9 protein-coding genes are annotated in these 14,638 nt (G+C 68.3%); 6 read left to right on the top strand and 3 right to left on the bottom strand.

Annotated elements, in window-relative coordinates; translation table 11 throughout:
* Positions 1–32: 32 nt before the first annotated feature.
* The 3 genes from M1D55_RS04940 to M1D55_RS04950 all read left to right on the top strand — a co-directional run bounded on the left by M1D55_RS04940 (position 33) and on the right by M1D55_RS04950 (position 3,738).
* Positions 33–494: a RidA family protein gene (locus tag M1D55_RS04940; protein ID WP_023264299.1), complete on the top strand. Its 462-nt coding sequence runs from the start codon at positions 33–35 to the stop codon at positions 492–494.
* Positions 495–937: 443 nt separating this feature from the next.
* Positions 938–1,408 carry a (2Fe-2S)-binding protein gene (locus tag M1D55_RS04945; RefSeq protein ID WP_006576107.1) on the top strand — a complete coding sequence of 157 codons (471 nt, stop codon included), beginning with the start codon at positions 938–940 and terminating at the stop codon, positions 1,406–1,408.
* 20 nt (positions 1,409–1,428) lie between these two features.
* Entirely contained in the window at positions 1,429–3,738 is a 2,310-nt protein-coding gene (locus tag M1D55_RS04950; RefSeq protein ID WP_456280273.1) for a molybdopterin cofactor-binding domain-containing protein, read from the top strand.
* 98 nt (positions 3,739–3,836) lie between these two features.
* On the opposite strand, the gene M1D55_RS04955 is transcribed toward M1D55_RS04950, so the two are convergent.
* The 3 genes from M1D55_RS04955 to M1D55_RS04965 all read right to left on the bottom strand — a co-directional run bounded on the left by M1D55_RS04955 (position 3,837) and on the right by M1D55_RS04965 (position 10,595).
* The gene (locus tag M1D55_RS04955) at positions 3,837–9,242 is read right to left on the bottom strand and encodes a trifunctional serine/threonine-protein kinase/ATP-binding protein/sensor histidine kinase (protein ID WP_456280274.1); all 5,406 of its coding nucleotides are present in this window, start codon (positions 9,240–9,242) and stop codon (positions 3,837–3,839) included.
* Positions 9,243–9,405: 163 nt separating this feature from the next.
* Positions 9,406–9,789: a hypothetical protein gene (locus tag M1D55_RS04960; RefSeq protein ID WP_232205153.1), complete on the bottom strand. Its 384-nt coding sequence runs from the start codon at positions 9,787–9,789 to the stop codon at positions 9,406–9,408.
* A 191-nt stretch (positions 9,790–9,980) separates the two neighbouring features.
* Complete coding sequence (locus tag M1D55_RS04965) at positions 9,981–10,595, bottom strand: response regulator transcription factor (protein ID WP_456280275.1); 615 nt, start codon at positions 10,593–10,595, stop codon at positions 9,981–9,983.
* Positions 10,596–11,054: 459 nt separating this feature from the next.
* Between M1D55_RS04965 and M1D55_RS04970 the strand changes: the two genes are divergently transcribed.
* From M1D55_RS04970 to M1D55_RS04980, 3 genes are read left to right on the top strand one after another with little or no spacing between them, the layout of a single operon-like run.
* Complete coding sequence (locus tag M1D55_RS04970) at positions 11,055–11,741, top strand: hydrolase (RefSeq protein WP_006577525.1); 687 nt, start codon at positions 11,055–11,057, stop codon at positions 11,739–11,741.
* A 45-nt stretch (positions 11,742–11,786) separates the two neighbouring features.
* Positions 11,787–12,608: an alpha/beta fold hydrolase gene (locus M1D55_RS04975; RefSeq protein ID WP_064575216.1), complete on the top strand. Its 822-nt coding sequence runs from the start codon at positions 11,787–11,789 to the stop codon at positions 12,606–12,608.
* Between the two features lie 17 nt (positions 12,609–12,625).
* A complete protein-coding gene (locus tag M1D55_RS04980; RefSeq protein ID WP_023264665.1) occupies positions 12,626–14,572 on the top strand; it encodes an amidohydrolase in 1,947 nt (648 codons plus the stop codon).
* The last annotated feature ends 66 nt before the right edge of the window (positions 14,573–14,638 follow it).

Here is a 14,638-nt window from a genome sequence, read left to right on the forward strand (position 1 = left end):
CGACCTCCCTCCTTTCCAACAAGAGTCAGCCCATGAAACGATCGATCGCTTTGATTGCCGCCGCGATTTGCGGCGTGGCATCGCTGTCCGCCTGCGCCCAGCAAGGCGGCGCATTGCGCGCCGTCTCGTCGCCCGATGCGCCCAAGGCCATCGGGCCCTATTCGCAGGCGGTCCGCGCCGGCAATGTGCTGTACCTGGCCGGGCAGATCCCGATTCATCCGAAGACCGGAGAATTGATGAAGGACGCGCCGATCGAGGTGCAGACCCGGCTGGTGCTCGACAACCTGAAGGCCGTGCTGGCGGCCGACGGAATGACGATGGCCAACGTCGTCTCGACCACGGTCTATATGAAGGACCTGAACGACTTCGCCAAGATGAACGAGGTCTACGGGACCTACTTCACCGGCGTCACGCCGGCGCGCGCGACGGTGCAGGTGGCCCGGCTGCCGCGCGATGTGGCGGTGGAGATCGGCGCGATCGCGGTCAAGCCCTGAGCGGGTCCCGTCCGTGGTATTGAAAGCGGGGCACGGCGTCAGCCGGCCCCGCTTTCCGCGTTGCCGCGATCCGTTTCCATCCCGCCACCGGATCGCGTCGACCACGAGCGTCAACGCCTTCGACGCATTGCGGCGGTTCGGATCGTAGGCGAACAGCCCCGGAAACCTGGGGCAATGGGCCGCCATCACGCTGCGCAGGCGCCCCTCGCGCAGATCGGGTTTCGTCAAGGTTGTGCCGCAGCAGGTCTTCGGCCGAGGTCGGCAGGCCGTGCGCTTCGAAGTAGTCCGGCGAGCCGACGCATCAGTGCTTGCCGATTGCGCACGATGCGGGAAACGCCATATGCGAATATCATTGCGCCGGAGCGCAATCCGGGCGCATGCCGTCGCTGCCCGGGCTCCGACAATCATTCCTCGAACCCTACCCCACCGACCTCTATTTCGCCATGGCACGCCTCCAACTCAATGGCCAGATCAAGGAAATCGACGTTCCGGGCGATACCCCGCTGCTATGGGTATTGCGCGACGAGCTCGGCATGACCGGCACCAAATTCGGCTGCGGCATGGCACTGTGCGGCGCCTGCACGGTGCATATGGACGGCTCGCCGATTCGCGCCTGCATTACCGCGGTCTCCGCCGCGGACGGGCACGCCATCACAACGATCGAAGGCGTGGAAGCCGATCGCGTCGGCCGCGTCGTGCAGAAGGCCTGGGTAGAGAACAATGTAGCTCAGTGCGGCTATTGCCAGGCCGGCCAGATCATGTCGGCGGTCAGCCTGCTGAAGGCGACGCCCGCGCCGAACGAACGCCAGATCGACGAAGCGATGAGCGGCAACATCTGCCGCTGCGGCACCTATCCACGGATCCGCGCGGCGATCAAGCAGGCGGCCGGCGAACTGGCCAAGGGGGGCAAGTGATGCGCGCGAACGAGCCGACCATGACCTCGACGATGACCTCGGCAGTGACCCCGAACCTTTCGCGCCGCGGCTTCCTGCAAGGGACCGCGCTCGGCACGCTGTCGCTGGTCGTCGGCGCCAATGGCGTCATCGGCCTGGCCCGCGCCGACGACGACGCGCCAAAGAAATATGGCGCGGACTCGATGCCGGGCGGCACCGTGTCCGATCCGCTGGTATTCGTCTCGATCGCCGCCGATGGCACGGTGACCATCGTCGCGCATCGCGCCGAGATGGGCACCGGCGTGCGGACCAGCCTGCCGATGGTGGTCGCCGACGAGATGGAGGCGAACTGGGACCGCGTGAAGATCGTCCAGGCCGAGGCCAACGAGACGCGCTACGGCAATCAGAACGTCGACGGTTCGCGCAGCGTGCGGCATTTCCTGATGCCGATGCGGCGTGTCGGTGCGGCGGCGCGGCAGATGCTGGAGGCCGCCGCCGCGGCGCGCTGGTCGGTGCCGGTCGGCGAGGTCCGCGCGCAACGGCATGAGGTGGTCCACCTGCCGACGGGCCGGCGCCTGTCCTATGGCGAGCTTGCCGCCGACGCCGCGAAGCAGCCGGTCCCCGCGCAAGGCACGCTCAAGCTGAAGACCCCCGACCAGTTCCGCTATATCGGCAAGGACCGTGTCCGCCTGGTCGATCTGGAAGCGATCGGCAAGGGCCAGGCCACCTATGGCATGGACGTGCGCCTGCCCGGTATGGTCTATGCCGTGGTCGCCCGGCCGCCGGTGGTCGGCGGCAAGGTGCGTGCGGTTCGCGCCGACAAGGCGCTGGCCGTACCGGGCGTGCTCAAGGTCGTCGAGATCCCGCCGTTTGCCGGCGCCCCCGCCTTCCAGCCGCTGGGCGGCGTCGCCGTGGTGGCGCGCAATACCTGGGCCGCGATGCAGGGCCGTGCCGCGCTCGAGATCGAGTGGGACGACGGCCCCAATGCCGGTTACGACTCGGTCGCCTATCGCCGCACGCTGGAAGCCGCGGCGCGGCAACCCGGCAAGGTGGTGCGCAACGAGGGCGATGCGCCGGCCGCCTGGAACAAGAGCGCCGAGACCGAGCGCTACGCGGCCGAGTACTACCTGCCTCACCTGGCCCATGCTTCGATGGAACCGCCGGTGGCGACGGTGCGCGTCAGCGGCAAGACCGCCGAGGTATGGACGTCGGTCCAGAATCCAGTCGCCGCCCAGACCGCCGTCGCCAAGCGGCTCAAGCTCGAGCCCAAGGACGTGCGCGTCAACGTGGTGCTGCTGGGCGGCGGCTTCGGCCGCAAGTCCAAGCCCGACTTCGTCGACGAGGCCGCGGTCGTGGCCCAGGCCATGCCCGGCACGCCGGTCAAGCTGGTATGGACACGCGAGGACGACATCCATCACGACTACCTGCACACCGTGTCGGTGGAGCGGCTCGAAGCGGTGGTCGGCAAGGACGGGCGCCCGCAGACCTGGCTGCACCGCAGCGCCGCGCCGACCATCGGCTCGCTGTTTACGGCGGGGGCCAAGGGCCAGCAGCCGTTCGAGCTGGGGATGTCGGCCATCAACATGCCGTACCGGATTCCGAACGTACGCGTCGAGACCGCGGAAGTCGAGGCCCACGCGCGCATCGGCTGGTTCCGCTCGGTGTCCAATATCCCGCACGCATTTGCGGCGCAGTGCTTCATCGCCGAACTCGCCCATCGCGCCGGCAAGGATCACAAGCAGTTCGCGCTGGACCTGATCGGCCCGGCGCGCAAGATCGATCCGCGCACGATGGCGGACAGCTGGAACTACACCGAATCGCCGGAGCGTTATCCCTATGACACGGGCAGGCTGCGCGACGTGATCGAGGCCGCCACGCGCGGCGCGCGCTGGGGCCGCAAGCTGCCGCGCGGGCATGGCCTGGGCCTGGCCTTCTGCTACAGCTTCATGAGCTATACGGCCGCGGTGATCGAGGTCGCCGTCAATGACAAGGGCGAGGTGCAGGTCGTCGCCGTCGACATGGCGATGGACTGCGGCCCGCAGATCAACCCGGAACGGATCCGCTCGCAGCTCGAAGGCGGCGCGATCATGGGGCTGAGCCTCGCACTGTCCAGCGAGATCAGCTTCGAGAAGGGACGCGTCAAGCAGAGCAATTTCCACGACTACGAGGTGCTGCGCCACCACGCCTCGCCGCGGGTGATTCGCACCCATCTGGTCAACGGCAGCCACGACGTGCCGCCGGGCGGCGTCGGCGAGCCGCCGGTGCCGCCGGTCGCGCCGGCGCTGTGCAACGCGATCTTTGCCGCCACCGGCAAGCGGATCCGTTCGCTGCCTGTGCGCACAGTCGCCTAGCACCGGGCGCTTGCCGCCTGACCGGCACGAACGCGCGCAGGCCGATCGCCTTGCGCGCGTTTTTTTTTGCCGCTGCGTGACCGGCAGCTGCCGCGCCGCTAACCCGCCACCAATGGCAGGCGGAACTCGAATACGCTGCCGCCCTGCTCGACCCGCCTCGCCTCCAGCGTGCCGCCATGCGCCTCGACGATCGAGCGGCAGATCGCCAGGCCCATGCCCATGCCGTTCGCCTTGGTCGTGAAGAACGGATCGAAGATCCGTTCGGCGGCGTCCGCGGCGATGCCCTCGCCGCGGTCCTGCACGCTGACCACCACCTGATCCTGCTGCCCCTGCTGCCCCCGCTCCCGCCGCGACGCGACGATCAGTTCGCGCCGTTCGGCCGGCGTGCCATCGATCGCATCGAGCGCGTTGGTAATCAGGTTCAGCACGACCTGCTGCAGCTGCACCCGGTCGCCTTCGACCGTCGCCGCACCGGCCTCGAGCCGCACGGTGACGCGGGCATCTCGTTCGTCGATATCCATCCGCACCATCTCGAGCACTTCGCGCACCACGTCGTCCGGCCGCAGGTGGGCCAGCACCGGCGGCGCCTGCTTCGCCAGCGACCGCAGCGCGCGAATGATGTCGGCCGCGCGCAGCCCATTCTGCTTGATCTGGACGAGCCCTTCGGTGACCTCGCCGAGCTCCGGCGCCGGCCGGTTCAGCCAGCGCAGGCTCGCATCGACCGATGCCACGATCGCGGTCAACGGCTGATTGACCTCGTGCGCGATGGACGCGGCGAGGGTGCCCATCACGGTCAGGTGCGAGGTGCGGGCCAGCTCCGCGCGGGCCGTGCGCAGGTTCATCTCGGCGGTCAACCGGCGCGTGTTCTCGTCGATCAACTGTTCGTAGAGCCGCGCGGTCTCGAGCGAGATGGCGACCTGCGGCGCCAGTACCTCCAGTTCCGCGACGCAGTCGACATGGAACACGCCCGGCGCCAGATTGTTCTCCAGATAGAAGGCGCCGATCAAGCCGCCGCCCCGGATCAGCGGCACGCACAGCACCGAACGCAACGGCCCGACGGTGCCGGCGCGCTCGCGGATCGACGGCGCCTCGACGGCCGCGTCGGCCAGCGCCAGCGTCCGCTGCGTCCTGAGCACGGTATTGAGCACGGTCAGCGGCAACGCCCACTGAGTCGGCGCGGCGGTGGCGAGCGTCACCGCGACGCGTCCGTCGGCGACCCGCGCCGTTGCCTCGATCATCGGCCGGTCGCCATGCATCAGCAGCAGCACGCCGTACTGCGCGCCGGCATGCATCACGACATTGGTCATCAGCGTCTGGATCAACCGGTCCATCACGACCTCGCCCGACAGCGCCTGCGCGGCCTCTATACCGAGAGAGCGCGTCGCCGCGGGCAGCGCCGCACCGGAACGGACCGCGGGGCTTGCCTTGCCGTCGGAACCGGCGTCGAGATCGGGATAGCGCGCCAGCAACCGTGCCGCCTTGTGGTCTGCGCCCCAGCGCCGGTAGCCGTCGTGCGCGCCGCGGTAGTGCAGACGGGCCGCGGTATGCAGACCGTGGCTCTCGCACAGCATCGCGGCCAGTTCGTTGGCCAGCGCCTGTTCATGCACGAAGCCGGCGGCCTGCGCGGCGTGGGCCGCGCGCTCGTAGCAGAGCAGCGCGGCAAGCGGGTCGCCGCGCAGCCGCGCGATCTCGCCATCGAGCAGCGACAGCTTGCTCTGGAACGTCAGCGCATTGAGCGAAGCCCATTGCGCAAAGCGCTCGCGCTGGCCCTGCAGCGCGGCGATGGCCTCGTCGGGATCCAGTGCGGCCGCCGGACCGCGGGCATACGACAGCGCCAGAAACAGGCGGCAATCCGCCACGTTGATATGCGCGGGAGCTGACCAGATCAAGGTCTCCGCCTGCGCCAGGCTGCGGCTCGCGTGCTCCCAGTCGTGCAGGTATGCCGCCGCCATGCCGTCATACAGCCAGATCCAGAAGCGCGTCGGCAACGAGTTGCTCAGGCGCAGCCGCTCCTTGACACTGGTCCGCACCGCCGCCATCGGTCCGTCCTCGGCCATTGCATCGTCGCCGGCGCACAGGCGCTGCGCGAAGTGGCTCTGCGCGTGCAGGATCAGTTCGATGTCGCGGTACTGAACCAGCCTCGTCAGTTCGAGACCGCGCTCGATCTCCTCCTTGACCAGCCGCAGATGCTCGCCCATCGCCAGCAGGTCGGAGGCGATATGGTTGCAGGCGTAGCACGCCATGCCGATGTCGCCGGACGCGCGCCCCAGCGCGACCGCGCGCTGCGCGTGTTCCAGCGCGTACGGAAGCGGCCGGGTCCAGGCGCTGACCTGGTCGAGCGCGACCAGCGTGGCGATGCGCTCCGCCTCGTAGCCATGGCGGTCGATCAGCGCCAGCGCGGCGAGCCCATAGGCCAGGCCGTCGTCGTATTCATCGTAGAGACTGGCGACGAACACGCCGAACCACGACAGGCCGTAGGCCGATTCGGGCGTCGCGCCGTGTTCCAGCGTCAGCTCGACCATCTTGGCGACATGCAGGAAGCTGATGCCGTCGGACACGAACAGCGACGAGATCAGCGTCGACAACAGACCCATCGCCGTGCGGATGCGCGGATCGTCGGTCGCCGGCAACGCGCCGAGATCCGCGATCGCGCGGTCGCCCAGCGCGGCCACGACGGCGTCGTACGCCGCGCGATGGTGAATCCGCGCCGGATCCCGCTGCAACCGCACGTCGAGCAGCGCGAGCCCGGACAGCGCCGCATTGATCGCGCCTTCGTAATCGCAGCGCACGGTCAGCAGGACGGCCTCGAGGCGGTGCACGGCGGCCCGGTCGATCGGCCGCAGCTCGCGCATCAGCAGCGCATCGATCTCCCGCCGGGCGCCGTCAAGATCGGCCTGCGCCAGCAGGCATTCGCAGCGCAGCACGCTGGCCGCGTAGGCCAGCGCGTAGGGGGAACGATCGTCGGACCGCGCATGGGAGGCGTCATGCGGACCCTCAGGCGGCCCCTCAGGCGGACCGTCATGCAAGCGGTCTTCCAGTGACCGCCACGACGCCGGCATCAGCCGGAACGCCGCATCGGTATAGCGCGTGGCCTGTTCGATCGCGGCCGCGCGCTTGGCGCGCCGGCCCGCGACGATCGCGACATGGATGAACGCGGCGCGCTGCTGCCCGGTCAGCGGATGGTCGCCCGCGCGCTCGATCTGGTTGCAGATCTCGAAGGCGTAGTCAGGCAGCTCCTCCTGCCAGTGCTCGATCATGCTGGCCGCGATGTGCGCGTGCATCGCCGGCCGCCGGTCCGGCGCGATCATCGAGTACGCCGACTCCAGCACGCGATCGTGCCGGAACGCATAGCCCTCGGGCAGCCGATCCAGCAAGCCCGCGTCGACGAAGGGGCGCAGCCGCTGGCCGATCTGCAGCGGACAGATGCCGGCAATGCCCGCCAGCAGCCCCTCGCCGCAGCGTATGCCGACGCACGCCAGTTGCTGCAGCAGCAGCGTGCCGGCGGTCGGCAGCCGCGCAAAGCGCCGGATCATCAGGTCGATCACGCTGTCGGTATAACGCAGGCGCACCAGGTCGGCCGCGTTCCACTGCCACAGCGAAGCCGCACCGTCGTAGGCCAGCACCCCTTCGTCGATCAGCGTGCGCAGCAGCTGGTAGGTAAAGAACGGGTTGCCACCGGTCTTTGCGCGCACGGCGCGCGCGAGCTCCGCGACCCGGGCCGGCGCTTCGTCCAGCGCAGCCGCCACCAGCTCGGTCAGCTCGGCAAGCGCCAGCGGCTTGATCTGGATGCGGCTGACGGCCATCGGGGCGCTCGTTGCGGCCGTCGTTGCGGCCGTCGTTGCGTCGGATATCAGCGTTGCCGGCGCTGCCGCCGTCATCCCCGGCCGCGCCGGCTGCAGCAGGCCCGCGAGCGGCTCGATGGTGCCGGCACCCGGCTGCTGCCCGGCGGGGGACTCGCGACAGGCGCCGATCAGCAGCACGTGGTCGGGGGGCTGCGCGGTGAAGGCCTCGAGCAGACTGACCGTCGAGGCGTCGGCCCATTGCAGATCGTCGATGAACAGCACCAGCGGTTTGCCAGCCTCGCCGAAGGCGGCGAAGGTACGCAGCATCGCGGTGTCCACGCGCGCCCTCGCCTGCGCGGCCGGCACCTCGGACAGCGGCGCGGTGGCGCCGATCACGTGCTCGGCCTCGGGCACCAGTTGCGCGATCGCGCGGCCCTGGCCCGCGAGCCCGTCGAGCCAGCGCTGCCGCAGCGGCGCCAGCACGGCCTCATCCTCGCCGAGCAAGGCCATCGTCAACGCGCGCAGCGCCTGCACCACCGGCGCATACGGCGTCTCGCGCTGCAATTGATCGCTCTTGCCGCTGGCAAAGTGCAGCGCATCCAGGCCCGCCTCGCGGCCGAGCCAATCGACCAGCGCCGATTTGCCCGAACCCGCGGCGCCTGCGATCAATACCAGCTCGGACTTACCGCTGTCGCGCACGCGCGACCATACCTCGGTCAGCAGTGCCTTCTCGGTATCGCGGCCGAACAGCTGGCCGGGCAGCATCGGGATCGGCGGCGGAACGGTGGCGTCGGGCTGGAACGGCGCAATACGCCCTGCCGATTCCCATTCGGTCCGCAGCCGCAGCAGATCCGACACCAACGAAGCGGCGCTGGCGTAGCGGTCGGCGGGGTTCTTTGCCAGCAGCTTCAGCACGATGCGGCCCAGCATGCCGGGCACATCGTTGCGGCGAAATTGTGGCGGCACCGGTTCGATGGCGAGATGGGCGTGATGCCATGCGGCCGGCGAATCCCCCTGGAACGGGGTCGCGCCGATCAGCAACTCGTACAGTGCAACGCCCAGCGCGTACAAGTCGGCGCGCACGCCGATGCGGGCGGCGTCGCCGCGGGCCAGCTCGGGGGCAAGATACGGCAGCGCGGCGGGGCCCGGTTGCGGTATCGGTTGCGGAGCCGGTTGCGGGGCCGGTTGCGGTACCGTTAGGGACGCCCATTGCCCGTCGAAGTCGACGGGAACGGCATGGCCGAAGCCTGTCAGGCGCAGCGCGCCGCTGTCGTCGATCAACAGATTGTGCGGGCGGATATCGCCATGCAACAGCCCCTGCCCGTGCATGGCCGCCAACGCGCGGGCGGCGGCGATGGCGATCTCGAACACCGCGGCAATGGAAAGTTGGGGACCGATCCGCGCTGCGGCGGTGCGAGAAGACGGCTGCGCCTCCGATAGCAGCACCATCCGGTCGGCGGTCCAGACGGTGGCAATCGGTACGGTGGCCCACGACGGATGCAGGCGCGGGGCCAGCCGCAGTTCGTTCTGCAGCTGCCGATGCGCGCCGGCCGACGCCAGCAAGGCGCTGCGGGACAGCCAGTATGTCCGGGTACGAGGATCGAACAGGCGCTCGCTGACCACGCCGTCCGCCATGCTCAACCGGTGGGCTGTCGTGGCGGCAAGCCATGCGGCATCGAACACGATCGATGAATGTCGCTCGGGACGGTTCGGCGAGGTCATGGCGCGGCGCTCCTGGACTGACCCGCGCCGCCCCCAGCCGGGGCGATCGGGGCTGCCTGCACTGGATCCATCACCGCCCTTCTCCCGTCCGTTGCTTGCGAGTGGGCGGCCATTATAGAGAGCGTGTGCGACGGCCGCGATTTACGCGGCCCGCCGCATCGGTTCAGGCCTGGGCCCGGGCGCCATCGAGGTAGGGATTGACGCTGCGTGCGCCTTCGCTGAAGGCGTCGAAGCCGCGGGCACCGTCGGAATACGCATCGGCCGCACGGCCCGGCGTTGCGGAGACGCCCACGCGATCCAGGCCAGCCACCTTGCGCGCCCCGTCGACAAACGGGTCGGCCTTGCGCGCGCCCTGGGTGTACGGGTCGAAGCCGCGGGCGCCATCGCTATGCACATCGAAGGTGCGCGCGCCGTCGGTGTAGGCCTGCGGCGTGCGGAACTCGTAGCCGTACTTGTCGGCGGGGACCGTCGCGGCCTGCGCGATGCCGGCACCGGCAAACGACAGCAGCAGAGCGGAAGCGATCTTCAGGGCGGTGTTCTTGGGCATGGCTTTCTCCTTCATTAGTCAGCGAATTTGAATCGGTTCGGACGCTGCCGCACTTGGGCTTGTTGCGCCCGTCGCGTCGTCCATGTGCTGAACTATAGAGGGAGGCCGCGGCGGGAGAAGCGCCGCGGTTTGGCCTTGTTATTCAAATATTTTGATGTCTCGCCCTCTGTGGAGCCACGCGTTGCGCGGCTTCAGCCGACCGGCACGCTCTGCCGGATGCCCAGTTGCTGGGCCATCAACACCAGGTCGGCGAAGGTCCGGGCCTTCATCTTGCGCATGGCCTGCCCGCGATGGATCTTGACGGTGACCTCGCTGATGCCGATCTCGGCCGCGATCTGCTTGTTCAGCAGCCCAGTGACGGCCAGCCCCATGACTTCGGCCTCGCGCGGTGTCAGCGTGGCGTAGTAACGGCGGATCGCTTCGATCTGGCGCATGCCTTGCCGTCGCGCGCGGTCCTTGTCCAGCGCTGCCGTGACGGCATCGAGCAGATCCTGATCGCGAAACGGCTTGGACATGAAATCCACCGCGCCCGCCTTCATTGCCGCGACTGTCATCGGGATGTCGCCATGCCCCGTCATGAAGATGATCGGAATGGGAACGCCCATCTGCACCAGGCGCGATTGCAGTTCCAGGCCGCTGGGGCCGCGCAGGCGAACATCCAGCACCAGGCAGCATGGCAGGTCGGGAAGCTCGAACTCGAGTAGCTCGGCTGCCGAGCCAAACAGCGCCACTCGGATGCCGACGGACCGGAACAGGTTGCCCAGTGCATTGCGCAACCCAGCATCGTCGTCGACGATCAGCACCATCGACTCGCCGCCGGCAGCATGCGCCTCGCTGTGGGATGTCACGGTCGGTCCTCCAGTGTGCTCGAACAGATCTCGGGAATTATAGACAGGGCCGTTGACGCGGCCCGTGGACCGGCCGATTTCAGCATAGCGGCGCCGGGCGGGCCACCCATACCTTTGTGTTAGTGCCGCAGACTGCCCCGGTGCCGCCGCCATCGTCCCCGTGAACGCGCGGACGGCCGCGGTACCCGCACTGCGCTGCCGCCATCGCGCCACTGGCAACTAATACGATCGGTCAATGGCGGCCAACGCCTGGGCCGTCTAGTCTTCTGTCGGCTGCATCGCCGGCGCCCGCCGATCGCGCACCGGTTCGGTGCCGCCTACCCCGCTTAGCGTACCGCGAATGCGGGCACCGCCTTTTTCGTCCCACTCGTCCCGCTCGTCCCACTTCGTCCTAACCTCGTTTCCAAGGAGTTCCCGATGGCCAACCCGAAGCTAGAAGTCCTGACCCCGCAGAACAGCCAGCTGATCATCATCGACCAGCAGCCGCAGATGGCGTTCGGCGTGCAGTCGATCGATCGGCAGACGCTGAAGAACAACGTCGTCGGCCTGGCCAAGGCCGCGAAGATCTTCAACGTGCCCACGACCATCACCACGGTCGAGAGCGAGTCGTTCTCGGGCTACACCTTTCCCGAGATCCTGGACGTGTTCCCCGAGGCGAAGACCCTCGAGCGCACCTCGATGAATTCCTGGGACGACCAGAAGGTGCGCGACGCGCTGAAGGCCAACGGCCGCAAGAAGGTCGTGGTGTCCGGCCTGTGGACCGAGGTCTGCAATACCACGTTCGCGCTGTGCGCGATGCTCGAAGGCGACTACGAGATCTACATGGTGGCCGATGCGTCGGGCGGCACCAGCAAGGACGCGCACGACTACGCGATGCAGCGCATGGTGCAGGCCGGCGTGGTGCCGGTGACCTGGCAGCAGGTACTGCTCGAATGGCAGCGCGACTGGGCGCACCGCGACACCTATGACGCGGTGATGAAGCTGGTCAAGGAACACTCCGGCGCCTACGGCATGGGCGTGGACTACGCCTACACGATGGTGCACAAGGCCGAGCAGCGCACGGCCACCCCGCACCAGTCGATCGCCCCGGTCGCGGCGCGCTGAACGCCCCCCACCCCACCGCTTCCACCTGACTCAAGGAACGAACCGATGAACACGATCACCACCAAGGACGGCACCCGCATCTTCTACAAGGACTGGGGCACGGGCCGTCCGGTCGTCTTCTCGCATGGCTGGCCGTTGAACGCCGATGCCTGGGATGCCCAGATGCTGTTCCTGGTGCAGCAGGGCTTTCGCGTGATCGCGCACGACCGGCGCGGCCACGGCCGCTCGGATCAGCCGGCACACGGCAACGACATGGACACCTATGCGGACGACCTGGCCGCGCTGCTCGATGCGCTCGACATCCAGGGCGCCACGCTGGTCGGCCATTCCACCGGCGGCGGCGAAGTGGCGCACTACATCGGCCGCCATGGCACCAAACGCGTCGCCAAGGCGGTGCTGATCGGCGCGGTGCCGCCGACCATGGCCAGGAGCGCTGCCTATCCGAACGGCCTGCCGCTGGAGGTGTTCGACGGCATCCGCAAGGGCGTGGCCGACAATCGCTCGCAGTTCTACCAGGACCTGGCGATGCCGTTCTTCGGCTTCAACCGGCCCAATGCCAAGGTTTCGCAGGGCACCATCGACGCATTCTGGGCGCAGGGCATGGCCGGCGGCATTGTCGGTCAGTACGCCTGCATCAAGGAGTTCTCGGAGGTCGACTACACCGAGGACCTGAAGAAGATGACGGTGCCGACGCTGATCCTGCATGGCGATGACGACCAGATCGTGCCAATCGACAACGCGGCGCGGCTGTCCGTCGAGATCGCGCCGAACGCCACGCTGAAGGTCTACCCGGGCGCGTCGCATGGCATGTGCGTGATCAATGCCGACGAGGTCAATGCCGACCTGCTGGCCTTCCTGAACGCCTGATCCGGACGCACGAGCCTATGTCAGTCACCCGCCGGCAATTCATCGCCTCGGCCGCCGCGCTCGGCGCGGCCGCCTCTTCGGAACTCTTCGCCATGTCACCGAATCCGACACCCGACCTGATTCTCGTCAACGGCAAGTTCGCCACGCTCGATCGCGCCAATCCGCAAGCCGATGCCGTTGCCATCGCGGACGGCCGCTTCATTGCCGTCGGCGAGCGCCAGGACGTGATGAAGCTCGCGGCATCGGGCACCCGCGTGATCGACCTGAATGGCCGGCGGGCCATTCCCGGGCTGATCGACAGCCATATGCACATCATTCGCGGCGGCCTGAACTACAACATGGAGCTGCGCTGGGATGGCGTACGCTCGCTGGCCGACGCGATGCGCATGCTCAAGGCGCAGGTCGACCGCACGCCGGCGCCGCAATGGGTGCGCGTGGTCGGCGGCTTCACCGAGCACCAGTTCGCCGAGAAGCGCCTGCCGACCATCGAGGAGCTGAACGCCGTGGCACCGGACACGCCGGTGTTCATCCTGCATCTGTACGACCGCGCGATGCTGAACGGCGCCGCGCTGCGCGCCGTCGGCTACAACAAGGACACACCCAATCCCCCGGGCGGCGAAATCGTGCGCGACGGCAGCGGCAACCCGACCGGCCTGCTGCTGGCCAAGCCCAACGCCACCATCCTGTATGCGACGCTCGCCAAGGGCCCGAAGCTGCCGCCCGAGTACCAGAAGAATTCGACGCGGCATTTCATGCGCGAGGTCAATCGGCTCGGCGTCACCGGCGTGATCGATGCCGGCGGCGGCTATCAGAATTACCCGGATGACTACCAGATCATCGAGGAGCTGCACCGCGAGGGCCATCTGACCGTGCGGCTGGCTTACAACCTGTTCACGCAGAAGCCCAAGGAAGAGCTGCGCGACTTCCAGAACTGGACCTCGTCGGTGCGGCCGGGCCAGGGCGACGATCTGTATCGCCACAACGGCGCCGGTGAGATGCTGGTCTACACCGCGGCCGACTTCGAGGACTTCCGCGTAGAACGCCCGGATATGCCGCCGTCGATGGAGGCCGATCTGGAGCCGGTGATCCGCCTGCTGGCCGAGAAGCGCTGGCCGTGGCGCCTGCATGCGACCTACGACGAGACCATCACGCGCGCACTCGACGTCTACGAGAAGGTCGCGCGCGACGTGTCGTTCCAGGGCCTGAACTGGTTCTTCGACCACGCCGAGACCATCTCGGACCGCAATATCGACCGCATCGCCGCGCTCGGCGGCGGCATCGCCGTGCAGCACCGCATGGCCTACCAGGGCGAGTACTTCGTCGAGCGCTACGGCGCCAAGGCGGCCGAGGCCACGCCGCCGGTCAAGAAGATGCTCGAGCGCGGCGTCAAGGTCGGCGCTGGTACCGACGCCACGCGGGTCGCCTCGTACAACCCATGGGTGTCGTTGTACTGGCTGACCACCGGCAAGACCGTCGGCGGCATGGCGATGTATCCGCAGGCCAATCTGCTGGACCGCGAGACCGCGCTGCGCCTGTGGACCGAGGCCAATACCTGGTTCTCGTCCGAGGTCGGCAAGAAAGGGCAGATCCAGGTGGGCCAGCTTGCCGACGTGGCGGTGCTGTCGGCCGACTACTTCTCGGTGCCCGGCGACGACATCCAGGACATCACGTCGGTGATGACCGTGCTCGGCGGCAAGGTGGTCTACGGCGACGCCGAATTCGGCAGGCATGCGCCGGAGCTGCCGCCGCCGATGCCGGACTGGTCCCCTGCCCGCCACGGCAGCCGCTACCAGCCGCGTCCGCAGGCGCAGGCTCGCACGCTGGCGCTGAACACCGCCTGCGGCTGCGCATCGTCATGCGGCGTGCATGGCCACGCGCACGCGAAGGCGTGGACGTCCAACGTGCCGACCAGCGATGAAAGCGGGTTCTGGGGCGCGCTGGGGTGCTCGTGCTGGGCGTTCTGATGGGTAGTCCCACCTGCAAGCCCAAGTGCAAGCCGACGTGCAAGCCGGCCCGCAAGCCGCCAACCG

It is taken from the genome of Cupriavidus sp. JZ107 (genome assembly GCF_053903255.1).